23 protein-coding genes are annotated in these 25,894 nt (G+C 65.9%); 12 read left to right on the top strand and 11 right to left on the bottom strand.

Going from position 1 to position 25,894, the window contains the following annotated elements; translation table 11 throughout:
• The first annotated feature begins 140 nt into the window (after positions 1 to 140).
• The 7 genes from XH96_RS38090 (at position 141) to XH96_RS38060 (ending at position 6,626) form a co-directional block, all read left to right on the top strand.
• On the top strand, positions 141 to 1,154 hold the full coding sequence (locus XH96_RS38090) for an ABC transporter permease (RefSeq protein WP_194390368.1): 1,014 nt from the start codon (positions 141 to 143) through the stop codon (positions 1,152 to 1,154).
• 9 nt (positions 1,155 to 1,163) lie between these two features.
• Positions 1,164 to 2,063, top strand: coding sequence for an ABC transporter permease (locus tag XH96_RS38085; RefSeq protein ID WP_194390367.1), 900 nt, complete (start codon positions 1,164 to 1,166; stop codon positions 2,061 to 2,063).
• 94 nt (positions 2,064 to 2,157) lie between these two features.
• On the top strand, positions 2,158 to 3,903 hold the full coding sequence (locus XH96_RS38080) for an ABC transporter ATP-binding protein (RefSeq protein WP_194390366.1): 1,746 nt from the start codon (positions 2,158 to 2,160) through the stop codon (positions 3,901 to 3,903).
• Positions 3,904 to 3,928: 25 nt separating this feature from the next.
• Positions 3,929 to 4,108, top strand: a complete 180-nt coding sequence (locus XH96_RS38075) for a DUF4089 domain-containing protein (protein WP_194390365.1) — start codon at positions 3,929 to 3,931, stop codon at positions 4,106 to 4,108.
• Between the two features lie 7 nt (positions 4,109 to 4,115).
• Positions 4,116 to 5,510, top strand: a complete 1,395-nt coding sequence (locus XH96_RS38070) for an AtzE family amidohydrolase (RefSeq protein ID WP_194390364.1) — start codon at positions 4,116 to 4,118, stop codon at positions 5,508 to 5,510.
• A 1-nt stretch (position 5,511) separates the two neighbouring features.
• Positions 5,512 to 5,907 carry an oxalurate catabolism protein HpxZ gene (gene hpxZ / locus XH96_RS38065; RefSeq protein ID WP_194390363.1) on the top strand — a complete coding sequence of 132 codons (396 nt, stop codon included), beginning with the start codon at positions 5,512 to 5,514 and terminating at the stop codon, positions 5,905 to 5,907.
• Positions 5,904 to 6,626, top strand: coding sequence for a GntR family transcriptional regulator (locus XH96_RS38060; protein ID WP_194390362.1), 723 nt, complete (start codon positions 5,904 to 5,906; stop codon positions 6,624 to 6,626). Before hpxZ ends, XH96_RS38060 begins: the two co-directional genes overlap by 4 nt.
• A 143-nt stretch (positions 6,627 to 6,769) precedes the next feature.
• On the opposite strand, the gene atzF is transcribed toward XH96_RS38060, so the two are convergent.
• The gene (atzF, locus tag XH96_RS38055) at positions 6,770 to 8,578 is read right to left on the bottom strand and encodes an allophanate hydrolase (protein WP_194390361.1); all 1,809 of its coding nucleotides are present in this window, start codon (positions 8,576 to 8,578) and stop codon (positions 6,770 to 6,772) included.
• A 195-nt stretch (positions 8,579 to 8,773) separates the two neighbouring features.
• The gene (locus XH96_RS38050; protein ID WP_194390360.1) at positions 8,774 to 9,280 is read right to left on the bottom strand and encodes a MarR family winged helix-turn-helix transcriptional regulator; all 507 of its coding nucleotides are present in this window, start codon (positions 9,278 to 9,280) and stop codon (positions 8,774 to 8,776) included.
• Between the two features lie 150 nt (positions 9,281 to 9,430).
• Here XH96_RS38050 and XH96_RS38045 point away from each other — a divergent pair, with 150 nt between their 5' ends.
• The gene (locus XH96_RS38045; protein ID WP_194390359.1) at positions 9,431 to 11,281 is read left to right on the top strand and encodes a feruloyl-CoA synthase; all 1,851 of its coding nucleotides are present in this window, start codon (positions 9,431 to 9,433) and stop codon (positions 11,279 to 11,281) included.
• A gap of 386 nt (positions 11,282 to 11,667) precedes the next feature.
• Here XH96_RS38045 and XH96_RS38040 read toward each other — a convergent pair whose 3' ends face one another.
• Positions 11,668 to 12,174, bottom strand: a complete 507-nt coding sequence (locus tag XH96_RS38040; protein ID WP_194390358.1) for a MarR family winged helix-turn-helix transcriptional regulator — start codon at positions 12,172 to 12,174, stop codon at positions 11,668 to 11,670.
• Between the two features lie 83 nt (positions 12,175 to 12,257).
• On the opposite strand from XH96_RS38040, the gene XH96_RS38035 reads away from it, so the two are divergent.
• The 3 genes from XH96_RS38035 (at position 12,258) to XH96_RS38025 (ending at position 15,073) form a co-directional block, all read left to right on the top strand.
• On the top strand, positions 12,258 to 13,466 hold the full coding sequence (locus XH96_RS38035; protein ID WP_194390357.1) for a cytochrome P450: 1,209 nt from the start codon (positions 12,258 to 12,260) through the stop codon (positions 13,464 to 13,466).
• A 10-nt stretch (positions 13,467 to 13,476) separates the two neighbouring features.
• Positions 13,477 to 13,800 carry a 2Fe-2S iron-sulfur cluster-binding protein gene (locus tag XH96_RS38030; RefSeq protein WP_194390356.1) on the top strand — a complete coding sequence of 108 codons (324 nt, stop codon included), beginning with the start codon at positions 13,477 to 13,479 and terminating at the stop codon, positions 13,798 to 13,800.
• Between the two features lie 61 nt (positions 13,801 to 13,861).
• Positions 13,862 to 15,073 (top strand): ABC transporter substrate-binding protein, encoded by a 1,212-nt coding sequence (locus XH96_RS38025; RefSeq protein WP_194390355.1) that lies wholly within the window; start codon positions 13,862 to 13,864, stop codon positions 15,071 to 15,073.
• 320 nt (positions 15,074 to 15,393) lie between these two features.
• Here XH96_RS38025 and XH96_RS38020 read toward each other — a convergent pair whose 3' ends face one another.
• The gene (locus XH96_RS38020; RefSeq protein WP_194390354.1) at positions 15,394 to 16,656 is read right to left on the bottom strand and encodes an NAD(P)/FAD-dependent oxidoreductase; all 1,263 of its coding nucleotides are present in this window, start codon (positions 16,654 to 16,656) and stop codon (positions 15,394 to 15,396) included.
• A 319-nt stretch (positions 16,657 to 16,975) separates the two neighbouring features.
• Here XH96_RS38020 and XH96_RS38015 point away from each other — a divergent pair, with 319 nt between their 5' ends.
• Positions 16,976 to 18,148 carry an ABC transporter substrate-binding protein gene (locus tag XH96_RS38015; RefSeq protein ID WP_194390353.1) on the top strand — a complete coding sequence of 391 codons (1,173 nt, stop codon included), beginning with the start codon at positions 16,976 to 16,978 and terminating at the stop codon, positions 18,146 to 18,148.
• 182 nt (positions 18,149 to 18,330) lie between these two features.
• Here XH96_RS38015 and XH96_RS38010 read toward each other — a convergent pair whose 3' ends face one another.
• From XH96_RS38010 to XH96_RS37980, 7 genes are all read right to left on the bottom strand, one after another.
• Entirely contained in the window at positions 18,331 to 20,202 is a 1,872-nt protein-coding gene (locus tag XH96_RS38010; RefSeq protein WP_194390352.1) for a bifunctional sugar phosphate isomerase/epimerase/4-hydroxyphenylpyruvate dioxygenase family protein, read from the bottom strand.
• Positions 20,199 to 20,936, bottom strand: coding sequence for an ABC transporter ATP-binding protein (locus tag XH96_RS38005; protein ID WP_194390351.1), 738 nt, complete (start codon positions 20,934 to 20,936; stop codon positions 20,199 to 20,201). Before XH96_RS38005 ends, XH96_RS38010 begins: the two co-directional genes overlap by 4 nt.
• Positions 20,937 to 21,052: 116 nt before the next feature.
• A complete protein-coding gene (locus XH96_RS38000) occupies positions 21,053 to 21,796 on the bottom strand; it encodes an ABC transporter ATP-binding protein (RefSeq protein ID WP_194390350.1) in 744 nt (247 codons plus the stop codon).
• Positions 21,793 to 22,791, bottom strand: a complete 999-nt coding sequence (locus XH96_RS37995) for a branched-chain amino acid ABC transporter permease (protein WP_194390349.1) — start codon at positions 22,789 to 22,791, stop codon at positions 21,793 to 21,795. The genes XH96_RS38000 and XH96_RS37995 overlap by 4 nt, the downstream gene beginning before the upstream one ends.
• Positions 22,788 to 23,663, bottom strand: a complete 876-nt coding sequence (locus XH96_RS37990) for a branched-chain amino acid ABC transporter permease (RefSeq protein WP_194390348.1) — start codon at positions 23,661 to 23,663, stop codon at positions 22,788 to 22,790. Before XH96_RS37990 ends, XH96_RS37995 begins: the two co-directional genes overlap by 4 nt.
• A gap of 49 nt (positions 23,664 to 23,712) precedes the next feature.
• A complete protein-coding gene (locus XH96_RS37985; RefSeq protein ID WP_194390347.1) occupies positions 23,713 to 24,843 on the bottom strand; it encodes an ABC transporter substrate-binding protein in 1,131 nt (376 codons plus the stop codon).
• A gap of 56 nt (positions 24,844 to 24,899) precedes the next feature.
• On the bottom strand, positions 24,900 to 25,778 hold the full coding sequence (locus tag XH96_RS37980) for a shikimate dehydrogenase (RefSeq protein ID WP_194390346.1): 879 nt from the start codon (positions 25,776 to 25,778) through the stop codon (positions 24,900 to 24,902).
• Positions 25,779 to 25,894 lie beyond the last annotated feature (116 nt).

Below are 25,894 nucleotides of genomic sequence, written 5' to 3'. Positions count from 1 at the left end.
GGGAGGGTTGGGGAGAGGGGTGGCCACGAACTCCGACCCATCGCGGAGCTACCCCCCTCCCTAACCCTCCCCCACAAGGGGGGAGGGAACGCGGCGGAGTGCGTGGCGAGCAGCGTGCGCAACACGCGCAGGAGCATCCCATGCTGACCATGATCGGCAAGCGCCTGATGTTCGCGGTTCCCTCGCTGATCGGCGTCGTCATCGTCACCTTCCTGCTGACGCGCGCACTGCCGGGCGACCCCGCGGCGTATTTCGCCGGCCCTGCCGCCACGAAAGAAGCCGTCGAGCAGATCCGCAAGAAGCTCGGGCTCGACAAGCCGCTGATCGAGCAGTTCTTCCGCTACACCAACGATCTCGCCCATGGCGATTTCGGCAACTCGCTCACCACCGGCCAGCCCGTCGCCGCCGAGATACGCAACCGCCTGCCGGCTTCCGCCGAGCTGACGCTGCTCGGCCTCATCGTCTCGGTCGTGATCGCCATTCCGCTCGGTGTGCTGGCGGCCACGCGGCCGGGCTCCTGGATCGACCATCTCTGCCGGGTGACGACGACGGCCGGCGTGTCGCTGCCGGTGTTCTTCACCGGCCTCGTGCTGGTCTATGTGTTCTACTTCCGGCTCGGCTGGTCGCCCGCGCCGCTCGGCCGTCTCGACGTGTTCTACAGCGCCCCGCCGACAGTGACGGGCTTCTACCTGATCGACACCTTGCTCGCGCGCGACGTCGAGGCATTCCGCTCGGCGCTGAGCCAGCTCATATTGCCTGCGACCACGCTTGCGATCTTCTCGCTGGCTCCGATCGCGCGCATGACCCGCGCCTCCATGCTGGCGGTGCTGGCATCGGAATTCGTCCGCACCGCGCGCGCCAGCGGCCTGTCGCCCGCAACCGTGATCGTCACCTACGCCTTCCGCAATGCGATGCTGCCTGTCATCACCACGCTGAGCATGGTGTTCTCGTTCCTGTTGGGGGCCAACGTACTGGTGGAGAAAGTGTTCGCCTGGCCCGGCATCGGCTCCTATGCGGTGGAAGCGCTGATCTCGTCGGACTTCGCACCGGTGCAAGGCTTCGTGCTGACCATGGCGGTCATGTACGTGCTGCTCAATCTGATCATCGACATTCTCTACGGCGTGATCGATCCGCGCGTCAGACTTGAAGGCTAGGGGGACCACATGAGCTCCGTTGCGCCTGCTGTTGAACCCGTCGGTCCCGCGCGCACGTCCGGACTGGTCGCGATCCTCGAACAGACCCGCTATGTCCTCAGCGAGAACAAGGTCACGGGATTCGCCTTCGCGCTGCTGATCCTGATCCTGATTGCCGCGATCTTCGGTCCCTACGTGGTTCCCTACGACCCGCTCGCCTCCGACACCGCTGCAGCCTTGAAGCCTCCGTCCGCCGCGCACTGGTTCGGCACCGACCAGCTCGGCCGTGACATCTTCAGCCGCGTGATCGTTGCCACGCGCCTCGACGTCTTCATCGCGGTCGCCTCGGTCGCGCTGGTGTTCCTGATGGGCGGGCTCGCAGGCATCGCCGCCGGCTACTTCGGCGGCTGGACCGATCGCATCGTCGGCCGCATCGCCGACACCATCATGGCGTTCCCGCTGTTCGTGCTGGCCATGGGCATCGTCGCCGCGCTCGGCAACACCGTGCAGAACATCATCCTGGCCACCGCGATCGTGAACTTCCCGCTCTATGCCCGCGTCGCGCGCGCCGAGGCCAATGTCCGCCGCAACGCCGGCTTCGTGCAGGCCGCGCGCCTGTCGGGCAACGGCGAGTTCCGCATCCTGCTGGTGCACATCCTGCCCAACATCATGCCGATCATGATCGTGCAGATGTCGCTGACCATGGGCTACGCCATCCTCAACGCCGCCGGCCTGTCCTTCATCGGCCTCGGCGTGCGTCCGCCGACCGCTGAATGGGGCATCATGGTCGCGGAAGGCGCGGGCTTCATGGTCTCGGGCGAATGGTGGATCGCGCTGTTCCCTGGCCTTGCGCTGATGATCGCCGTGTTCTGCTTCAACCTCCTCGGCGACGGCCTGCGCGACATCGTCGATCCCCAGCGGAGGACGTGATGGCAGACGGTCGTCAAAAATTCCCCAATGATTTCAGTCGCCATTCTACTGTGCATGGGGTTGTTTTCGAACTTTTGACTGACGGGAGGCCCGCATGACCGCCCAGCCCCTGCTCGACGTCCAGGATCTCACGGTCGAATTCACCACCCGCCGCGGCATCGTCAAGGCGGTGCAGCACGTCAACATCTCCGTCGCCAAGGGCGAGACGCTCGCCATCGTCGGCGAGTCCGGCTCCGGTAAGTCGGTGACCTCCTATGCGGTGATGCGCATCCTCGACCGCGCAGGACGGATCGCGGAGGGCTCGGTGATGTTCTCCGGCATCGACGTCAAGGCCGCGACCGAAGACCAGATGCGCGACCTGCGCGGCCGCGAAGTCTCGATGATCTTCCAGAACCCGCGCGCCGCGCTGAACCCGATCCGCAAAGTCGGCGACCAGATCGAGGACGTGCTGCGCACCCATGTGCAGCAGGCCCAGGTGGCCGATCACGGCGAGAAGGCGATCGAGGCGCTGGAACAGGTCAAGATCGCCCGCCCGCGCGAGCGCTACCACGCCTATCCGTTCGAGCTCTCGGGCGGCATGTGCCAGCGCGTCGTGATCGCGCTCGCGCTCGCCTGCAATCCGCAGCTCCTGATCGCGGACGAGCCGACCACCGGCCTCGACGTCACCACGCAGAAGGCGGTGATGGACCTGATCGTCGAGCTGACCAGGCGCCGCGCGATGTCGACCATCCTGATCACGCACGACCTTGGCCTGGCCGCCGCCTATTGCGACCGCGTCGTCGTGATGGAGAAGGGCCGCGTGGTCGAGACCGCGAAAGCCGCCGACATCTTCGCCAATCCGCAGCACCCCTACACCAAGAAGCTGATGCGCGCGACGCCGCGGCTCGGCGTGAACCTGCGCGATCTGCTGCCGGAAGATGAACCCGCGGCGGGCGAGGGGGACTCTCCAAGCATCGTGCTCGCGGAGCCCTCCTCTCACCCCGCAAGCGGGGAGAGCGAGAAGGCGCCCCTCCTCCTCGTCGACAAGCTCATCAAGGAGTATCCCCGCCAGGGCGCCACCGCCGTGCTCGGAAAGCTGTTCGGCCGCAAGCCGCTGGTCGAGCCGGACGTGTTCCGCGCCGTCGACGGCATCAGCTTCTCGATCGGCCATGGCGAGAGCGTCGGCCTCGTCGGGGAATCCGGCTGCGGCAAATCGACCACGTCGATGATGGTGATGCGTCTCCTCGACCAGACCTCCGGACTGATCCAGTTCGACGGCGAGGACATCTCCGGCATCGCTCCTGCCGCCTTCGCCCGGTTGCCGCAGCGCAGCCGTATCCAGATGGTGTTCCAGGATCCGACCGACAGCCTCAACCCCCGCTTCACCGCCGTGCGCGCCATCGCCGACCCGATCATGCAATTGGGTGACATCAGGGGGCGCGACGCGCTCCGCGCCCGCTGCGAGGAACTGGCCACCATGGTCGGCCTGCCGCACAACCTGCTCGACCGCTTCCCGCACCAATTGTCCGGCGGTCAGAAGGCCCGCGTCGGCATCGCCCGGGCCATTGCCCTGCATCCGAAGCTGGTCATCCTGGACGAGCCGACGGCGGCGCTGGACGTCTCGGTGCAGGCCGTGGTGCTCAATCTGCTGCAGGACCTCAAGGCGCGGCTAGGTATGAGCTATCTGTTCGTCTCGCATGATTTGAATGTGGTGCGCTTGTTGTGCGATCGTGTCATTGTGATGCGGACGGGTCGAATCGTCGAGGAAGGCTCTTCCGAGAAGGTCTTGAGCGATCCGCAGGACGACTACACCAAGGAGCTGCTGACGGCGATCCCGCATCCGCCGTTGCAGACACACTAAGAGCGCACTGATTGTTGAGAGCGTGATGGCCGAACCCCTGGACGACTATATCGACGCCGTATCGAAGGCGCTGGCGCTGCCGCTCGAGGAGGCCTGGAGGCCCGCGGTGCGCGCCAACCTCGAGGTCTCGCTGCGGCTCGCCCGTCTCGTCGACGAATTCGCGCTGCCGGACGAGACCGAGCCGGCGCCCGTCTTTACGGCCTGATGCCGCCATGACCACCAAGCCAGAGATGATGGCCTCCGAGATCGCGAGTGCGGTTGCGGGCGGCAAGATGTCCGCGCTCGATGCCACCGAAGCCGCGCTCGCGCGCATCAAGCAGCACGACACCGTCCTCAACGCCTTTACCGACGTCACCGCCGAGCGTGCCCGCGCGAAAGCCCGCGCGATCGACGCCGATATCGCGGCGGGAAAGAAAGCCGGCGCGCTCGCCGGCGTGCCGTTCGCGGTGAAGAACCTGTTCGACGTCGCGGGCCTTTCGACGCGCGCGGGCTCGAAGATCAACCGCGACCTCGCGCCCGCCAAGCGCGATGCGGCGCTGATCGAGCGGATGGAAGCGGCCGGGGCGGTCCTCGTCGGCGCGCTCAACATGGGCGAATACGCCTACGACTTCACCGGCGAGAACGTCCACGACGGCCCCTCGCGCAATCCGCACGACACCACGCGGATGAGCGGCGGCTCGTCGGGCGGCTCGGGCAGCGCCGTCGGCGGCGCGCTGGTTCCGATTGCGCTCGGCTCGGACACCAACGGCTCGATCCGCGTGCCGTCGTCGTTCTGCGGCATCTTTGGCCTGAAGCCGACCTATGGCCGGTTGTCGCGGGCGCGGTCATTCCCGTTCGTGGCGAGCCTCGATCATCTCGGTCCGTTCGCGCGCTCCGTCGCCGACCTCGCGCTCGCCTATGACGTGATGCAGGGGCCGGATGCGGACGATGCCGCCTGCACCACGCGTGGGCTGGAACCGACGCTGCCGCTGCTCGCCAATCCGGTCTCGGATCTACGCATCGCCGTTGCCGGCGGTCACTTCCAGAAGAACGTGTTTCCGGAAGCGGTCGAAGCCGTCAGCCGCGTTGCCAAGGCGCTTGGTGCGACGAAAGTCATCGACGTGCCTGAAGCCTCGCGCGCCCGTGCCGCGGCCTATGTCATCACCACCACCGAAGGCGCCTCGCTGCACCTCGATCGCCTGCGTAAGCGCCCGAACGACTTCGATCCGGCCGTACGCGACCGGCTGATCGCGGGCGCCATGGTGCCGGCCCCGCTGGTCGATCGCGCGCAGAAATTCCGCCGCTGGTATCGCGCGCAGCTTGCCGAGATATTCAGATCGGTCGACGTGCTGCTGGCGCCGGCGACGCCCTGCACCGCGCCGAAACTCGGCCAGGTGAATTTCAACCTCGACGGCGTCGAGCTGCCGGTGCGCGCCAATATCGGCATCCACACCCAGCCGATCTCGTTCATCGGCCTGCCGGTCGTGGCCGTGCCCGTGCCACTCGAGCCGCTGCCGATCGGCGTGCAGATCATCTGTGCGCCCTGGCGCGAGGACATCGCGCTGCGCGTCGCGCACGCATTGGAGAAGATGGGCGTCGTCGCGGCGCCCGCGCCAAGAGGATTTTGAGATGGAGATCGATCTCCCCGAGGTGATCGCGGAAGTCAAAGCCGCGTTCGAGCGCTATGAGCAGGCCCTCGTCAGCAACGACGTCGCCGCGCTCGGCGAGCTCTTTCGCAACGATCCCCGTACGCTGCGCTACGGCATCGGCGAGAACCTCTACGGCTATGAGGCGATCTCCGGCTTCCGCGCCGCACGCTCGCCGGTCGGGTTGAACCGGCGCACCGCAAGGACGGTGATCACCAGCTACGGCCGCGATACGGCCGTGGCCTCCACCTTGTTCTATCGCGACACGGCGCCCGGCAAGGTCGGCCGGCAGATGCAGACGTGGATTCGCTTCCCGGAGGGCTGGCGCGTCGTCGCGGCTCATGTCAGCATCATCGACGAGCCGAAAGAGACCGTATGACGCTTGATGATCTTCCGCGGGGAACATTGCCGGCCGAGCCGGTGGTGCCCCGCGTCGACCGGGCACTGCCATCGGTGCAGAAGGTCACGCGCGCCGAGGAACTGCGTCTTCAACTTGCCGACGAGATCGTGCGCGGGATGCTGGCGCCGGGCGCGCCGCTGGACGAGACCGACATCGCGCGGCGCTTCAACGTCTCGCGCACCCCGGTCCGCGAGGCGCTGCGCCAGCTGGTTGCGAGCGGGCTGGTCGAGGCGCAGCCCCATCGCGGGGCGGTGGTGGCGCGGCCATCCGTCGAGCGGCTGAAAGGCATGTTCGAGGCGATGGCGGAGCTCGAGGCGTTGTGCGCGGGCCTTGCCGCCGAACGCATGTCGGCGGCCGAGCGTCACGGCCTGGAGGCCATCCACGAGGAGCTGCGGGTGCTGAGCTACACCGGCAATCCCGAGCGCTTCCACGAGGTCAACGAGCGCTTCCACAACGCGATCTACGCCGGTTCGCAGAACGGCTACATCGCCGAGATCACGCTCGCCACCCGCGTCCGGGTGCAGCCGTTTCGACGCGCCCAGTTCCGCAATCTCGGCCGCCTCGCCAAGTCGCAAGCCGAGCACGACCGCGTCGTCGTCGCCATCATGCGCGGCGACAAGCAGGGTGCGGCAGCGGCGATGCGCGCGCATATCGAATTGGTGCGCGGGGAGTACGAGATCTACGCGGTGTCGGTGTAGCCGCACACGTGGTGCCGTAGGGTGGGCAAAGGCGCAAAGCGCCGTGCCCACGATCTTCTTCATGATGGACGGAATGGTGGGCACGCTTCCGCCTTCGCTCTTCGAGCTACGGCGGACAAGTCGCTTTGCCCACCCTACGAGACCTACGCTGTCGCGGCTTCCTTCATGAAGGCGCGCCATCCCCCATACGCCGTGATGTCGTGCGCCTCGCCCAGCACTTCCGGCTCGACGAGAAAACCCTTCATGCTGCGGCCATCCGCAAGCCTGATCGTGCCGATCGCCATCGGCGCGGGAATCGCGTCGACGAACTTGCCGAAGGCGGACGGCGACAGTGACCAGATTTCCAGCTCGATCGACGCGCCCTTGCCGGCTGCGACGCGCAGCAGGCCCGGCTTCGGCGGCGTGGTCTTCAGCGCATAGAGCTTGTAGTCGGGCGCAGTCTTCGTCGCCTCGATCAGCTTTCCGTTCAACGCCGTCAATTCGCCGTTCAGCGCCATGCCGGAGAGGTGCGCGCCGACCACCGCGATCGGAATTTCGTCGTTGCTACTGGTGGCAAGCGCCGCGAGCGGCGCTTGCGCCGTGCCCTTTGCGCCGAGGCTCAGCTGGGTATCCGCATGGAAGACGCGGCCGATGCTGGCGAGCAGCGCATCGCGGCCTGCGGGTGCGAGCAGTGTGATGCCGAACGGAATGCCGTCGCTGCGCATCGATGCGGGTAAGGCGAGGCCGCAGAGGTCGAGCAGGTTGACGAAATTGGTGTAGGTGCCGAGACGGCTGTTGAGCTCGATCGGGTTGGCGAGCACCTGTGCGGTCGTGTAGGCCGTCGGTGCCGTCGGCAGCACCAGCGCGTCAATATTGGCGAACGTCCGCTCGGCGGTCTTGCGCAGCCCTTGCAGGCGATAGAGCGCCGAGAAGGTTTCCGCCGCGGTCAGCCGCGCGCCGGCGGCGGTGATCTCGCGCGTCACGGGATGGATCGTGTCGGGCGCGGAGGCGAGCAGGTCCTTGATCACGAGATAACGCTCGGCGACCCAGGGACCCTCATAGAGCAGGCGCGCCGTCTCGTAGAACGGCTCGAGGTCGAACTCGACCAATGTGGCGCCAAGCGCAGTCCATCGCTTCAGTGCATCGCCGTAAGCGGCTTCCGCTTTCTTGTCGCCGAAGAAGATCAGTTGCCCGTTGCGCGGCACGCCCAGGCGCAAGTTTTCCGGCAACGGCGTGATCGCGCCAAGCGGCCGGTCGCGCGAGAACGGATCGGCCTGGTCCGGTCCCGCAATCACCGACAGCGCGAGGGCGGCGTCGTCCACCGTCAGTGCGAACACCGAGATGCAGTCGAGCGTGCGGCAGGCCGGCACGAGGCCTGCCGTCGAGATCATGCCGAGGCTCGGCTTCAGTCCGACGATGTTGTTGAGCATCGCCGGCACGCGGCCGGAGCCGGCGGTGTCGGTCCCGAGCGACAGCGGCACGAGCCCGGCGCCGACGGCGACCGCTGAGCCCGAGCTCGAGCCGCCGGGAATGAGATCCTCGCGGATCGAGTTCTTGGGGATGCCGTAGGGCGAACGGACGCCGACGAGGCCGGTCGCGAACTGGTCGAGATTGGTCTTGCCGATGATGATGGCGCCGGCGGCGCGCAGGCGCTCCACGGCGGTCGAATCGTGCGCCGGCGTGTAGGAGAAGGCCGGGCAGGCGGCCGTGGTCGGAAAGCCCAGCGCGTCGATATTGTCCTTCACCGCGACCGGCACACCATAGAGCGGCAGACTGGCGGCATCCGCGCGGGCGGCAAGCTTCTCGGCCTCCGCGATCGCGTCCTTCTCGTCGCGCAGGCTGATGAACACGGCGGGGTCATTGTGGTCGCGGATGCGCTGATAGGCCCGCACGACCGTCTGCGCCGGCGAAAGCCGGCCCGCGCGGTGCGCGGCCACAATCGCGGCGATCGTTTCAGGCTGCTCAGCCCCCATGGCGACAAAACTCCGGCAACATGTCCTCACCCGGAGTGAAGCAAGCGATGTGCCATTGTGTACATTATCCGGGCAGGACGATTGCCCGGGATACTATCGTACGATCAGTAGGTTGGGAGATATTTCGGCAGGGGCGTGAGCGCGCGCGCCGGCGACCCGCGACGTGCATATGCCCAAATCATGGGCAGATCGGGGTCAGGTGAAGCCGGCGAGGATCCGGAGCAGGTGCGCCCTGTTCGCCCTGCCGATCTTCGCCTCGACGTGCCGCTCGTGCTCAGCCGCGAGCCGCTTGAACTTCGCCAGCGCGGTCTCGCCCTGCGCCGTGAGGTGCAAGGCATGGGAGCGCCGGTCCTTCCTGGACTTGATCCGCTTCACCAGCTTGCGCTGTTCGAGGCTGTCGAGCAGGTGCACCAGCCGGGCGCGCTCGATGCCGAGGCGCTTGGCCACCGCCATCTGCGACAGGCCCGGATTGGCGCCGACCACCGTCAGCACCGAATATTGCGTCGGCCGGATGTCGACCTCGCCGAGCGTCTTGATGAAGTCCTGAAAGATCCAGATCTGGAAGCGCCGCACCGCATAGCCGGCATGGCCGGCCAGTGCGTCGAGGCCGACATCGTCGGTGACGTCGCGAGATGCGGCGCCGTTCCCGGCGCGCTTGCGTGGGGAGGGGCGGCCGTCGGCCCGGGCTGCGCTGGCTGTCACGTCGATCTCTCCTGTCGCGCAACCCTAGCGCCTCGCGGATCCGAGAGAAAGATTGTTGTTGACGACAACAATTGCCGTGCCCAACATTATGGCCAAAGCGGCCCGGACGAGGCTGCGGCCGATCCCACATCCGGGCGGAGGAGGAAACACATGACAGTCGCCCCAGATGGTGACGTTGCAGGCCTGTTCGCAACACCAAGGACGATCGCGGAGCAACGCGCCGACGGCAGCATCGTGCTGCGATCGCCCGATCCGTTGCGCGACGGCGCGCGTTGCGTCGGCGACTGGTTGGAGCAATGGGCGAGGCAAACGCCGGATGCGATCTTCCTGGCCGAACGCGGCACTGTCGAAGCGCCCTGGACCACCGTCACCTATGCCCAGGCACTGCGGAAGGTGCGCGCCGCCGCATCCTGGATTCTGGGGCAGGGTCTTTGCGCAGAGCGCCCGCTCGCGATTCTTTTCGACAACAGCATCGACCACGCGCTGCTCGCGCTTGCCGCCCAGCATGTGGGCGTGCCCTCGGCCGCGATCTCGCCCGCCTATTCGCTGATGTCGAGGGACTTCGACAAGCTCAAGAGCATGATCGCGCTGCTCGAGCCGGGCGCGATCTACGTCTCCGCGACCAAGCCATTCGCGGCAGCGCTGACAGCTATTGAGCCGCTGCACCAGGCGCAGATCATCAGCGGCAATGCCGATGACGATGGCGCACTCGCCTTCCGCACCGTTGCGGCAACGCCCGAGACGCCCGACGTCGCAAGGGCCTTTGCCGCGCTCACGCCGGATACGGTCGCGAAACTCCTGTTTACGTCAGGCTCGACCGGCACGCCCAAGGCGGTCATCAACACCCAGCGTATGCTGACCTCCAGTCAGCAAGCCAAGGCGCAGACCTGGACTTTTCTCGAAGAGAGCCGCGGCAATCTCGTCATCCTCGACTGGCTGCCCTGGAGTCACACCTTCGGCGCCAACCACAATTTCAACCTCGTGCTGCGCAATGGCGGCTCGCTCTATATCGACGGCGGCAAGCCTGCCCCCGGCCTGTTCACGACGTCGCTCGCCAATCTCAGAAGCGTGACGCCGACGGTCTATTTCAACGTGCCGCGCGGCTTCGACATGCTGATCGCGGCGCTGCGCAGCGACGAGGAACTGCGCCGCCGCTTCTTCGGCGAGGTGAAATTCGCCTTCTATGCCGGCGCCGCGCTGCCGCAGAATCTCTGGGATGCCCTGGAGCAGCTTTCCATCGAGACCGTCGGCCGTGCGTTGCCGATGGTCTCGGCCTGGGGCTCGACCGAAACCTCACCGCTCGCCACCGATTGTCATTTCCTCGCCGAACGCTCCGGAAACATCGGTGTGCCCATTCCCGGCACCGAGCTGAAACTCGTCACCTCCGGCGACAAGCTGGAGGTGCGGGTCCGCGGGCCCAACGTCACGCCTGGCTACTGGAAGGCGCCCGAGCTGACCAGGCAGGCGTTCGACGAGGAGGGCTTCTATCTGATCGGCGACGCCGTGAAGCTTGCTGACGCCGAGCGGCCTGAGCGCGGCCTGTTCTTCGACGGTCGCGTTGCCGAGGACTTCAAGCTCAATTCCGGCACCTGGGTCAGCGTCGGCACGCTGCGAGTCGCCGGCATCGCCGCGCTGGCGCCGCTCGCGCAGGACATCGTCGTCACCGGCCATGGCGGCGACGAGGTGCGCTTCCTGGTGTTTCCCAATATCGCAGCCTGCCGCGGGCACGCGGGGCTGCCCGAGACGGCGGACGTGGCCGACGTGCTGGCGCATGACAAGGTCAGGAGCGCGGTGGCGCAGGGGCTGGCAAGGCTGAAACAGCAGAGCGGAAACTCCTCCGGCCACGCCACACGCGCGCTGCTGCTCGCCGAGCCGCCATCGGTCGACGGCGGCGAGATCACCGACAAGGGCTACATCAACCAGCGCGCCGTGCTGACACGGCGTGCCGATGCGGTGGCGCGGTTGAATGACGATGCGTCGCGGAAGTGGATCGGGTTGTAACCGACCTGTCTTCCCCTCTCCCCTTGTGGGAGGGTGGCTCGCCGCGTAGCGGAGAGACGGGTGAGGGGTTCTCTCCGCGCCCACATCGCCAGTTGTAGTCGCGGAGAGAACCCCTCATCCGGCGCTTCGCGCCACCTTCTCCCACAAGGGGAGAAGGAAGCAAGGTGAGACGGCTCGGCAAATACGCCAGCATCCTGTCGCAATATCCTGTCGATTCTTTTGTTGCCTAAGCAACTAATTTGTGCGAACCGTTCCAGGAAGCGATGACGGCGGGGAAACTGCCGCGTCCGATTTTGGAGGAAACGATGCTCGGCACGAATGCTGCCGCCGGCAAACGCCGGCGCATGCCTGGAACTGTCGGAGGGTGCCGCCTGACGCGCGGCCGGTCAGGCCCCGGTGCCGCCGGTGACCGCGCCGAGATTTTCGTGCAGCCGGCGCAGCAGGTCGATCAGCACCTCGCGCTCGTCCTTGCTGAGGCAGGACAGCAGCCGCCGCTCACGTTCGAACGCAGCGACGATCACCTTGTCATGGGTGGCGCGGCCCCTCGCCGTCAGCGAGATCGAATGCGTACGGCCGTCGTTCGGGTCGGTGCGGATCGACACCAGCCCGCGTTTCTCCAGTCCTGCCAGTGTCCGGCTCACCGGCCCCTTGTCGAAGCCGATGACGTGGCAGATTCGCGAGGCCGGAATGCCGGGTTCGATCGCCAGCAGCGACATGATCCGCCATTCCGTGACGTTGACGCCGAACTGCTTCTGATAGAACGCGGTCGCGCTGTTCGAAAGCTTGTTGGCGATGAAGGTGATGAACGCCGGGACGTAACGGTCGAGATCGAGCGTCGGTCCCACATCCATGGGCGCGGGCTTCTGGCGGACTCTGGTCGAAGACGGCGGCATGTCGGGTTTCTGACTCGCGGCGGGCCCGCTGACCTAAGGGCATGCGCCCCCCTTTCACAAGATCAAAATGAGGGAGGTCTTCCATGACCGCATCCGGCCCCGCTGGATCAGGCATTCCGCATCTCGACGTCGATCCCTTCGATATGACGTTTTTTGCCGACCCCTATCCCGCGCATGAGCTGCTGCGGGAAGCCGGCCCCGTGGTCTATCTCGACAAGTGGAACGTCTACGGCGTGGCGCGCTATGCCGAGGTCCACGCCGTGCTGAACGATCCAGCGACCTTCTGCTCGAGCCGCGGCGTCGGGCTGTCCGACTTCAAGAAGGAGACGCCGTGGCGGCCGCCGAGCCTGATCCTCGAGGCCGATCCGCCGGCGCATACCCGCACCCGCGCGGTGCTCTCAAAGGTGCTGTCGCCCACCGTGATGAAGCAGGTCCGCGATCGCTTTGCCGCAGCGGCCGAGGCGCGGGTCGATGCGCTGCTGGAGAAACGCAGCTTCGATGCGATCACGGATCTTGCGGAAGCCTATCCGCTCTCGATCTTTCCGGATGCGCTCGGCCTGAAGCCGGAGGGGCGGGAGCATCTGATTCCCTATGCCGGCGTGGTGTTCAACGCCTTCGGTCCACCCAACCAGTTGCGCCAGGAGGCGATCGAACGCTCGGCACCGCACCAGGCCTATGTCGCCGAGCAGTGCCAGCGCGAGAACCTGGCGCCCGGCGGCTTTGGGGCCTGCATTCATGCGCAGGTCGACGAAGGCGCCATCACCGCGACCGAAGCGCCGCTCCTGGTCCGCTCGCTGCTGTCGGCCGGCCTCGACACCACCGTGAACGGCATCGGGGCCGCGGTCTATTGCCTCGCCCGGTTCCCGGATCAATGGCAGCGCCTGCGCGAGGACCTCACCCTCGCACGCGGCGCCTTCGAGGAAGCCGTGCGCTTCGAAAGTCCGGTGCAGACCTTCTTCCGCACCACCACGCGCGATGTCGAGCTCTCCGGCGTGCGGATCGGCGAGGGCGAGAAAGTGCTGATGTTCCTGGCCGCCGCCAATCGCGATCCCCGTCGCTGGGACAAGCCGAGCAGCTACGACATCACCCGCCGCACCTCCGGCCACGTCGGCTTCGGTTCCGGCATCCACATGTGCGTCGGCCAGCTCGTCGCCCGCCTCGAAGGCGAGGTGATGCTGACGGCGCTGGCCCGGCGCATCGCCAAGATCGAGATCACCGGCGAGCCGAAGCGCCGCTTCAACAACACGCTGCGCGGGCTCGACAGCCTGCCTGTCACCATCACCCCGGTCTGACGAGGAGCTCATGCCCGCCATTACCTTCATCCATCCCGACGGCAAGTCCGACCGCGTCGAGACCGGCGACGGCGAGAGTGCCATGCAGGCCGCGACCCGCCACGGCCTCGACGGCATCCTGGCCGAATGTGGCGGCAACGCCATGTGTGCAACCTGCCACGTCTACGTCGATGACAGCTGGCTCGCGCGCCTGCCGGACATGGCGGATGACGAGGATGCGCTGCTCGATGGTACCGCGAGCGAGCGACTGCCGAGCAGCCGGCTGTCCTGCCAGATCAAGATCACGCCCGCACTCGATGGGCTCGTGCTGAGGCTGCCCGAACGGCAGGTCTGATTTTTTCTCAAACGCGCCGGCACCGACCGGCGCGGCAATCGATCCAACAGGGGAGGGAATAATGAAACGTCTGAAGTGGACGCTCGCGCTGGCGGCGAGCCTGGCAACCGGCGCCGCAAGCGCCCAGATATCGGACAATGTCGTGCGGGTCGGCGTGCTCAACGACATCTCCGGCATCTTCCAGGACACCAACGGCATGGGCTCGGTCGAGGCCGCGCGCATGGCAGCGGAGGATTTCAACGGCGGCGGCAAGGGCATCAAGGTCGAGATCGTCTATGCCGATCACCAGAACAAGGCCGATGTCGGCAACGCCATCGCCCGCAAATGGCTCGACGTCGAAGGCGTCGATGCCATCGTCGACGTGCCGAACTCGGCGGTCGGCCTCTCCATCAATGCCCTGCTGCGCGACAGCCGCATGACGTTCCTGGCATCCTCGACCGCAAGCTCGGATCTCACCGGCAAGGCCTGCTCGCCCAACACCATCCAATGGGTCAATGACGCCTGGGCAACCGGCAACACCACGGCGGCCGCGATGATGTCGCGCGGCGGCAAGGACTGGTATTTCCTCACGGTGGACTATGCGCTCGGCAAGGGCATCGAGGCGGAGGCGCAGAAATACATCGAAGGACACGGAGGCAAGATGCTCGGCTCCTCGAAGCATCCGCTCGGCACTTCCGACTTCGCGTCCTTCCTGTTGCAGGCGCAGAGCTCCAAGGCGCAGGTGATCGGGCTCGCCAATGCCGGCGGCGACACCATCAACGCCGTGAAGCAGGCCGCCGAGTTCGGTATCCAGCAGAGCGGCCAGAAGCTCGTCGCCTTCCTGCTCTTCATCAACGACATCCACGGCATGGGCATCAAGGTCGCCCAGGGGCTCCAGCTCATGGAAGCCTTCTATTGGGACATGAACGAGGACACCCGCGCGTTCGCAAAACGCTTTGCCGCCCGGCCCGGCATGAACGGCAAGATGCCGAGCGGCAATCAGGCCGGTGTCTACGCCTCCACGCTCGCCTATCTCAATGCGGTCGCGGCAACCGGCAGCGATAATGGCAGGAACGTCGTGCCCGAGATGAAGAAGTTCAAAGGCAAGGACAAGCTGTTCGGCGATACCACGATCCGCCAGGACGGCCGCGTCGTGCACCCCATGTACCTGTTCGAGGTGAAGAAGCCGGAGGAGTCGAAATATCCATATGATTACTACAAGCTGGTCTCGACGATTCCGGCGGACCAGGCGTTCCGCCCGCTGGCAGAAGGCGGATGTGAGCTGGTGAAGTGAATGTAGCTAGGAGCGCGATCTTTCTTCACCCTCCCCTGGAGGGCAGGGCAATCGCATGTGAATTGCACGGGGACTGTCTGCAGGCTTGCTCCGCCTCTCCCGCTTGCGGGAGAGGCCGACGCGCTCGCAGAGCGCGGCGGGTGAGGGCTCTCGCCGCACAGGGACGTCCTCGGTTAATCTCAATAATCCCAGCGCGGAGACACCCTCTCCCCAACCCTCCCCCGCAAGCGGGGGAGGGAGCCCACTGCCGATGCCGCTGCACTCTGCACATCATATGCGATTGCCCTCCCTCGCCTGCGGGGAGGGTAAGCGAAGAGCCCCTACACCACCTTGCTGCTTCCCTGCGTGATCAACCTCGCCGCGCGCTGGTCTCGCGCGTAGATCCAGAGCCAGCTGAGCGCGACGCTGAGGCGGTGGCGCAGGCCGATCAGGAAGTAGATGTGGGCGATGCCCCAGATCCACCATGCGATGGCGCCGCGCAGCTTGATGCGGCCGAAATCGATCACCGCCAGGCGCTTGCCGATCTGGGCGAGGCTGCCGGCATGCTTGTAGCGGAACGTGCCGGTCGCAGCGCCGCGCAGGCGTGCCTTGATGGTCTCGGCGACGTGGCGGCCCTGCTGCTTGGCGGCCGGCGCGATGCCGGGCACCGGCTTGCCGTTCCAGGCGTTGATGCTGACGGTGTCGCCGATCGCAAAGATCTCGGGATGGCCGGGAATGGTGAGGTCGGCTTCGACCTGCACGCGCCCGGCGCGGTCGCTGGGAGCGCCCAGCCATTCGGCCGCGGGCGAAGCGCGCACGCCGGCGGCCCAGATTCGGGTCTTCGCCTCGAGCAGCTTGCCGCCGAACACGACGCCCTCGCGATTGATCTCGGTGACGGCCTGGCCGAGCACGACCTCGACGCCGATCTTTTCCAATGAGGCCTGGGCATAGGCCGAGAGGTCGTCGGGAAATCCTGCAAGCACGCGCGGGCCCGCCTCGATCAGCACCACGCGCGCCTTGTGCGTGTCGATGTTGCGGAAATCGCCGGGCAGGGTGTGATGCGCCATCTCGGCGATGGTGCCGGCGAGCTCGACGCCGGTCGGACCGGCCCCGACGATGACGAAGGTCAGCCGCGCCGCGCGCTTCTCCGGATCGGTCTCGCGCTCGGCGCGTTCGAACGCCACCAGGATGTGCCGGCGCAGCGTGGTCGCATCCTCCAAGGTCTTCAGGCCGGGCGCGAACTGCTCCCATTCGTCATGGCCGAAATAGGCGTGCCGCGCACCGGTGGCGAGCACCAGCGTGTCGTAGGGCACCTCGCTGCCGTCGTCGATCAGCACGCAGCGACGTGCCGTGTCGACGCCGCTCACGGTGGCAAACAGCGTCGTCACCTCGCGGCGATCGCGCATGAGATGGCGGATCGGCCAGGCGATCTCGCTGGTTGCGAGCGAGGCGGTCGCGACCTGGTAGAGCAGCGGCTGGAACAGATGATGATTGCGGCGGTCGATCAGCGTGATCTCGACCGGCGCGCCCGCAAGCCGGTAGGTCGCTTCCAGCCCGCCGAAGCCGGCGCCGACGATGACGACGCGATGGGGATTTGCGGCCATGATACACCCTCGAATCTCGCTGCTGCTCACCTTCATTTAAGTGCGGATTGGGCGCCGCGGTCCAATAGCGGTCATCAATCGCCGCATAGGCCTGATGTATCGATCTGGCGCGAAAAAGCGCCGCGGTTCCCGGACCGGCCGGCCTTGACCGAAGTGAGTAGAACTATATTTCTTGCCATCGCCGATTGAGGCGAAATATGGTGCAGGACGGGTGCCGAGCCATTGGCGGCACGACGGATTTTGCGTTCAATAGAAACAGGCTTGGAGCGGCGATCACCCCGTTTCCGGGACCGATAAAGATAATATGGAGGGAGTGGTTATGAGGACGGCATTTTGGCTGGCGGGCGCAGCGGCGCTGGTGCTGGCAAATCAGGCATTCGCCGGCGACACCATCAAGATCGGCTTCGTCTCGACGTTCAGCGGCCCGACCGCCGTGATCGGCAACGACATGCGCAATTCCTTCGAGCTCGCGCTCGATCACCTCGGCCGCAAGATGGGCGGCAAGCCGGTCGAGGTGATCTACGAGGATGACGGGCAGAAGCCCGACGTCGGCAAGCAGAAGACCGAGAAGCTGGTGCAGTCCGACAAGGTCGACTTCATCGTCGGCTATATCTGGTCGAACGTGCTGCTGGCCTCGCTGAAGACCGCGGTGGATTCGCAGACCTTCCTGATCTCGGCCAATGCCGGCCCGTCGCAGCTGGCCGGTGAGCTCTGTTCGCCCTACGTGTTCTCGACCTCCTGGCAGAACGACCAGACCCCGCAGGCGGTCGGCACCTATATGAATCAGAAGGGCGTCAAGTCGGTGTTCCTGATCGGCCCCAACTACGCCGCCGGCAAGGACATGCTGGCCGGCGTCAAGAGCACCTTCAAGGGTCAGGTCGTGGGTGAGGAATACACGGTGTGGCCGAGCCAGCTCGACTTCTCGGCCGAGCTCTCCAAGGCGCGTGCTTCCGGCGCGGAGTCGATCTTCGTGTTCTATCCAGGTGCCGCCGGCGTGCAATTCCTCAATCAATATGCGCAGGCCGGGCTGAAGAGCACGATGCCGCTCTACACTGCCTTCACCATCGACGAGCTCTCGCTGCCGCTCCAGAAGGAGAACGCGCTCGGGGTGCCCGGCGCGCAGCAATGGGTCAACGACCTTCCCAACGAGCAGAACAAGCGCTTCGTCGCCGACTACCGCAAGAAGTACCCCGGCCTGCGCCCGACCTTCTATGGCGCGCAGTCCTATGACGCCGCGAACCTGATCAACAGCGCCGTCGTCGCCGTGAAGGGCGACACCTCCAAGAAGGACGAGATGAAGGCCGAGATGGAGAAGGTGAACTTCAAATCGGTGCGCGGCGCGTTCAAGTACGGCAACAACCATATTCCGATCCAGAACTTCTACCTGCAGGACGTGGTCAAGGATTCCGAAGGCCAGCTCGCCCTGAAGACCGTCGCCACCATCGTCGAGAACGACCAGGATCGCTTCCACGACAAGTGCAAGATGAAGTGAGGTGAACCAGCCAAGAGCGACGCTGCCCCTTCTCCCCTTGTGGGAGAAGGTGGCGCAAAGCGCCGGATGAGGGGTATCTCTCCGCGAAGCGATTTCCATCGAGTTCGCTGAAAGATACCCCTCACCCGTCTCGCCGCTGTGCGGCGAGCCACCCTCTCCCACAAGGGGAGAGGGGAAGAGGTCTACACCCTTGGCATGCTGGCGGGGCGCACTTCGCGGGCTTGCGCCGCGAGCCTGATGCCGGCGTTGGCCGCACCAAAACCCTGGTAATTCCTGCGCTCGACGATCTCGAAGAAGAACCGCTCGTCGAAGATGTGGGTGTAGACCTGGAAGAATTCGCCGTCGCCCTCGCGGTCGTAGAGGATGTGGTTGGCGCGCAGCTGCGCCATCAGTTCGGGAGCGAGGTCGTACTTGGCTTCGATATCGTCGTAGTAGTTCTCGGGGATATCCAGGAAGTCCGCACCACGCTTGCGCATCGCGGCAACGGTCGCAAAGATATCCCGGCATGCGAACGCGATGTGCTGCACGCCCGAGCCGAAGAACTCGGAGATGAAGCGCGCCGGCAGCGTCCGGTTGGCGGAGGAGCCGTTGAGCACGAAACGCAGGCTTTCGTCGCCGTTGATGATGGCCTGGCTCTGCACGAGGCCTCTGGGATCGACGATCTCCATCTGCGGCAGCCGCTTCAGATCGAGGATGCCGGTGTAGAACAACAGCCAGGACAGCATCTCGTCATAGGGCATCGACTGCGCGATGTGGTCGACGGCGAGCAGCGCGTCCGTGCCTGCGTCGCTCGTGACGGGTTCGAAATCGGTGTCCCAGTTCTTGCCGGCCTGATCCAGGAAATAGAGCAGGCTGCCGCCGACGCCGTGGATCGCGGGAATTTCCAGCTCGCCCGGCCCGACTGGCTGGTAGAAGGTCCGCGCCTTCAGCGTCTCGGCGCGTTGCATGGCGAGGCCGGCATTGTCGACATCGAGCGCAATCGCGCAGACGCCGGGACCATGGGTGACGTAGTGCGAATGGGCAAAGCCGTCGGTCTCGCAATTGATGACGAGCTCGACCTTGCCCTGCGACCAGCGCTCGACCGCCTTGCTGCGGTGCCGGCCGGTCTTGCGGAAACCGAGCTGCGAAAACAGGCGGCCGAGTTCGCTCGCCTTGGTCTCGTTGACGGCGAACTCGATGAAGCCGGTGCCGCGACTTCTGGCTTTCGGTGCCAGCGGCTCGGCGGCAAGCTTCGGCCAGTCCGGTGCGAGCTGGTCCTCCAGCAGGATCAGCGAGCGCAGCCCGTCAATCGCAGTCTGCGCCGCCGAGCCGGCGCGGAACTGGTCGTTGAAGATCTCCAGCGACAGCGGCCCGGCGTAGCCGGTCGCCGCAATCGCGGCCATGAACCCGGCGACCGGCAGGTCGCCCTGGCCGGGGAAGGAGCGGAAATGCCGGCTCCAGGAGAGAATGTCGAGCTCGAGCTTCGGCGCGTCCGCAAGCTGCACCAGAAAGATCTTGTCGCCGGGGATCGAAGCGATCGCGCGGGTCGGAAAGCCCGGCGCCAGGGCGTGAAAGCTGTCGAGGATGACGCCGATCGCGGGATGATCGGCGCGGCGCACGATCTCCCAGGCGTCGCGATAGTCGTTGACATGGCGGCCCCAGGCCAGCGCTTCGTAGCCGACGCGCAAGCCGCGCCTGGCGGCGCGCTCGCCAAGCTCGCGAAAATCGTCCGCGGCGCGGTCGATGCCGCCGAGCGAGGCGGGCGACACGTTGGAACAGATCAACAGCAGGTCGGTGCCGAGCTCCTGCATCAGATCGAACTTCCGCTCCGCGCGGCCGAAGTTGCGCGCGCGCTGGGGCTCCGGCATGCCTTCGAAATCGCGGAACGGCTGGAACGCGCAGATCTCGACATTGAGATCGCGGCAGAGCTTTGCGATGTCGCGCGGGCCTGCGCCGAACGACAGCAGATCGTTCTCGAAAATCTCGACCGCGTCGAAGCCCGCGGACGCGATGGCGCGGAGCTTCTCATCGAGGGCGCCGGAGAGCGAAACGGTGGCGATCGAGCGCTTGTTCATGCCGCACTTTCCTCCATGACGCCGCCGAGGAAGAGCTGGCCGATGCGGGGATCGTTCAGGATACGCCTGGCGTCGTCGACCATGCGGGTCTGGCCGAGCTCGAGCACGATGCCGATGTCGGAGATCTCCAGCGCCGAGCGTGCGTTCTGCTCGATCATCAGGATGGTCACGCCGCGGTCGCGCAGGGATTTCAGGATGTCGAAGGTCTGCTGCACCATCAGCGGCGACAGGCCGATCGAGGGCTCGTCGACCAGCACGAGCCTCGGCTCGAGCAGCAGCGAGCGGGCAATCTCGAGCTGCTTCTGCTCGCCGCCCGACAGCGTCGAGGCCTGCTGCGTAGACTTGCGACGCAGCGCCGGGAAGAGGTCGAGCGCGGCCTCGATCCGCCTGGGCAGGTCGAGGCCCTTGTCGGCGGCGACGCCGCCGAGCTCGATATTGTGGCGCACCAACAGCTCGGGAAAGATGTTGCGTCCCTGCGGCACGTAGCAGATGCCGGCGTTGAGCAGCGCGCGCTGGCTCCAATTCGTGACATCGCGACCCGCGAAGTTGATCTTGCCCTCGCGCAGCCTGAGCAGGCCGAAGATCGCCTTGAACACGGTGGATTTGCCGGCGCCGTTCGGGCCGATGATGGTGGTGATGGTCGCCGGCGGCACGGCGAAGGTGGTGCCGTTCAGGATCGTCATCTTGCCGTAGCCGCCGACGAGATTGTGAACCGAGAGGATCGGGTCGCTCATGGCTCGCTCCCTACAGCATGATCCGGAAAAGTGCGCTGCGGTTTTCCGACAAGATCATGCTCAAACAACAAGAAGGCTAAAGCGCGATGACTGTTCATTCTAATCTCCATCGCGCTTTAATGCCCAAGATAGGCGTCGATCACGGCGGGGTTCTTGCGGACCTCGTCCGGCCGTCCCATCGCCAGCACCTTGCCTTCCGCCATCACCATCACGCGCGAGCACAGCGACATCACGAACTCCATGTTGTGCTCGATCACGACGAAGGTGGCGTTCTTCTCGCGATTGATCGCGACCAGCCGGTCCTTCAGGTCAGCCAGCATCGACGGGTTGACGCCGCCGGCGGGCTCGTCGAGCAGCACCAGGCGTGGTCCGCCCATGAAGGCCATGGCGGCATCAAGCAGCTTCTGCTGGCCATAGGAGAGTCCGCCGGCCGGCTCGTCGGCGAGATGATCGAGCTTGAAGAAGCCGATCATCTGGCTGGCGGCGTCGGTCAGCCCGGCATCGGAGCGGCCGACCAGGCGCGAGGCCATGTTGCCCTGGTGCTCCTGTCCGGCGAGGATCAGGTTCTCGCGCACCGAGAGCTTTGGGAACACCTGCAGCAGCTGGAAGGTGCGGCTGACCCCGAGCCTGTTGAGCTCGGACGGACGCAGGCCGGTGACGACCCGACCGTCAAGCCTCACTTCGCCGCCGCTCGGGGTGAGCTGGCCGAGGATGCAGTTGAACAGGGTCGACTTGCCGCAGCCGTTCGGGCCGATCAGGCCGAGGATCTCGCCCTCGCGCACGTCGAACGAGACGCCGCCGACGGCGCTGATGCCGCCGAAGTTCTTCTTGATATCGGTGACTTCGAGGACCGCATTCATTGCGCCGTCTCCAGGCGGGATTTCGCGACGGCGCGCAGTGCGGAGGCCGCCTTGGTGCGGCGTTCGGCGAGATATCGATCGAGGATTCCGAGAATGCCGGTCGGCGACCAGATCAGCAGCAGCATCACCGCGACGGCGTAGAGCATCAGGTAATAGCCTTCGGTGAAGCGCAGCCATTCCGGCAGCAGCACCGCGATCATGGCGCCGAGGAACGGGCCGAAATAGAAGCCGGCGCCACCGACGATCACCATCATCAGCAGGTCGAGCGAGAGCGAGAGGTTGAACGGAACAGGGTCGATATATTGCGTCAGCGGCGCATAGAGCGCGCCGGCGACGCCGCCGAGTGCCGAGCCGATCGCGAACGCCATCAGCGTGTAGCGCCGTGTGTCGATGCCGAGCGATTGCGCGCGCAGCGGATTCTCGCGCAGTGCCATGAAGGCGCGGCCCCACGGCGAGCGGATCAGCCACCACATCGCGAGCGACACGATCGCAAGCGAGGCGAGACACACATAATAGAACGGCAGCGGCTTGTTGGTCGCCAGCCCGAAGACGTGCGGACGCGGGATGTTGGAGATGCCGTAGATGCCGCCGGTGAGCCAGCTCTCGTTGCGGAAGACCAGGAAGGCCAAGGTCGAGAAGGCGAGCGTGACGAAGGCGAGGTAGTGGTGCTGCACGCGTAGCGCGGGATAGCCGAGCACCCAGCCGACCGCGAAGCTCAGGACGATCGCGACCACGATCGCCGCCGGCAGCGGCCAGCCGTGCGTCGTCATGATCGCCGCCGCATAAGCGCCGATGCCGACGAAGGCGCCCTGCGCCAGCGAGACCTGGCCGGCATAGCCGAGCGTGAGATTGAGGCCCATCGCGGCGATGCTCATCACCGCCCACTGGCTGAGGATGAACAGGCCGTAGCGGTTGAAGTTCATGGGGACGATGATCAGGCCGGCGATGACGGCAAGACCGAGCGCGATCTTCAGGGGTCTGGCGAAGCCGCTCATACGGTGCGCTCCTCGGCACGGCCAAGCAAGCCCTGCGGCCGGAACAGGATGACGACGATCAGGAAGAGCATCGGCACGGCGGCGCGATACTGGGTCGAGACGTAGGCGGCCGCGAGGTTGTCGAGCACGCCGATCAGCAGGCCGCCTACGATCGCGCCGCGCACCTGGTTGAAGCCGCCGACGATCGCTGCGATGAAGGCGGCCTGGCCCAGGACCTCGCCGGAGGAGAATTTGGCGAGGTAAATCGGCGTGATCAGGAGCGAAGCCAGCGCCACCAGGAACGCGTTGATCAGGAAGGTCAGCAGGATCATGCGCTCGACCGGGACGCCGATGATGCGCGCCACGGTCGGGTTCTGCGCCGCAGCCTGCATCTGGTGCCCGAGCGAGGTGCGGTTGAGCAGCGTCGTCAGTCCAAGCACGGCGAGGATGGCAACGACGAGCACGCCGATGCTCTGCAGCGAGACGGCGTGGCCGAGGATGGAGACGTCGCCGGTCGGCACGATCGAGGGGAAGGGCGAGGCTTCCGCGCTATAGAACTGCTTGACGGCCTCCTTGATGCCGATCGCGAGCGCCATCGTCGCAATCGCCAGCGGCAGCACGCCATGGCGCATCATCGGGTCGACCAGAAGCAGCTTGAAGGCGAGGCCGAGCAGGATCATCGAGAGCAGGATCCCGAGGATGATGGCGAGCCAGAATGGCGCGCCCACATGCATCGCCGCCAGCATCAGGAACGCCGGCAGCATCACGAACTCGCCTTGGGCGAAATTGATGGTCTGCGAGGTCTGCCACAGCAGCGTGAAGCCGACCGCGACCAGCGCGTAGATCGCGCCAGTGGCAAGTCCCGCGACCAGAAGATCGAACAGGTTGGACATTGTCCCCTCTTTCCTCTCCCTCTCCCCGCAAGCGGGGAGAGGGGAGATCTCACTTCACCTTCGGCAGCACCTGCTTCACGACCTGCTTGCCTTCCACGACCTCGACCAGAAAGCTCTGACGGTCGATGTCGCCGGTATCGCTGAAGGTGACGTCCATCAGGATGCCCGGCTCGTCCGCGGCCTTGATGGTCAGGCCGTGCAGGGTGTCGGCGAACTTCTTGGGGTCGACCTTGCCCATCTTCTCGGTGGTGGCCTTCACCATATAGACGGCGAGATAGCCCTTCAGGCCGTTGTGGTCCGGCACGTAATTGTACTTCTTGGAGAACTTCTCGCGGAACGCCTTGATCAAATCGACCGGGGCATCCGTGGTGAGGCCGACATGGCCGCGGGCGCCGTTGGCGGCATCGCCGGCGAGCTCGATCACCTTCTGGCCGATCAGCGTGGTCTCGCCCATCAGCGGCACAGTGACGCCCTGCCGCTTCAGCTCCTTGAGGATACGCGCGCTCTCTTCTTCGTTGAGATACACGAACACGGCGTCCGGGTTGGCGGCCTTGATCTTGCCGACGTCGGCCGCGAAATCGGCCTGGCCCGCCTCGGTCGAGAGATCGGCGACCACCTTCGAGCCGAGCCGGTCGAGCTCCTTGATGACGACGTCGCGGCCGCCGCGGCCGAAATCGTTGTTGACCCAGACCACGGCCACCGACTTCGCCTTCATCTCGTCGTGGATGTATTTCGCGACCTTCGGCATCGAGGATTGCTGGCCGAACGAGGTGCGGAACAGGTACTTGTTGCCTTGTTGCGTCAGCTCGGCGGCCTCGCCACCCATGATCTGCGCGATGCCGGCCTCGGCGGCGAGCGGCGCGGTGACCTTCACCGAGCCGGAATAGCCGGGCCCGAGCAGCACATAGGGCTCAGCGTCGAGCGCCTTCTGCACCTGCGCGCGGGCGACGCCGGGGTTGGACTGCGAGTCGGCGTGGGTGACCTCCAGCTTGCGGCCGAGCACGCCGCCCTTGGCGTTGATCTCCTCGATCGCGAGGTCAATGCCGTTCTTCCAGTTGGTGCCGACGGTGGCGCCGCCGCCGGACAGCTCGGCGACGTCGGCGAGCTTGATCGCCTGGGCGTGGGCGCTGGTTGCGGTCATGATGGTGAGCACTGCACCCACCAATAGCGTTGATTTCATCGTCCTCTCCTCCCGTTTCGAATCTTGCAAGCGGCCTTGTGTCCGGCCGCTTTGCCTCAAGCTGCCTGATAGGCGGCGCTGCGCGCAGCCATCACGGCATCAAAAGCCTCTCCCATGATCTCGGTCGATGGGGCAAGGCCGGTGAACAGTTCGAAGGCGTCCGCGGCCTGGTAGATCGCGAGCTCGCGCCCGGTCATGATCCGGGCGCCTTTCTCTCGCGCTGCGGCAAGCAGCGGCGTGATCAGCGGCGAATAGACGGCGTCGGCCACCCACAGGTCCGCCCCGAGCAGCGCCGCCGGTACCGGCGTGTCACGGCTCGGCAGCATGCCGACTGGCGTGCCGTTGACGAGGCCGGTCGCGCCAACGAGCGCGTCCTCGACGCTTCCAGCCACCCTCGCGCCGCCTTGCCCGGCGAGCAGCCCAGCGAGTTTCTCAGCGCGCGCCGGCTCGCTGTCGAAAATGCGGATGTCGGCGACTTTCAGGCTCGCCAGCGCGAATGCGATGGCCTTGCCAACGCCGCCGGCGCCAATCACCGCGACGGCATTGCCGGACGGGGCAAGCAGTGGCGCCACCGCCCGGGCGAAACCCGTGGTGTCGGTGTTGTGGCCGGTCAGCCGGCCATCCCTGACCACGACGGTGTTGACCGCGCCCATGCTGGCTGCGCCCGGCGCCAGCGCGTCGAGCAGCGGGACCACGGCCTCCTTGTAGGGGTAGGTGACATTGACGCCGGCGAAGCCGAGCCGCCGCACGCCTTCGAGCATCATGCGGAGCCCGGCCGCGTCGGCGCCGGCGACCTCGATGAGCTGGTAGTGACCGCGCAGGCCAAGCGCCTCGGCGGCGCGCTCATGCATGGCGGGGGACGCGGAATGCGCGATCGGCGCGCCGATCAGGCCGGTGAGAAGCTTCTTGCTGGCGGCGTATCCGCGCTTCGACATGGTTCGCCATCGTCTCGTTGGGAGCGTCCGGTCCCGGCCATTAGCGGGGAAAACCGCGCAATTCCAGCTGCGACGATAGCCTTTCCTCCGCCTAACACAATTACCCTTTTATCCGG

It is taken from the genome of Bradyrhizobium sp. CCBAU 51765, assembly GCF_015291725.1.
Lineage (GTDB): Bacteria > Pseudomonadota > Alphaproteobacteria > Rhizobiales > Xanthobacteraceae > Bradyrhizobium > Bradyrhizobium liaoningense.
This window is presented reverse-complemented; position numbering and strand designations above follow the sequence as displayed.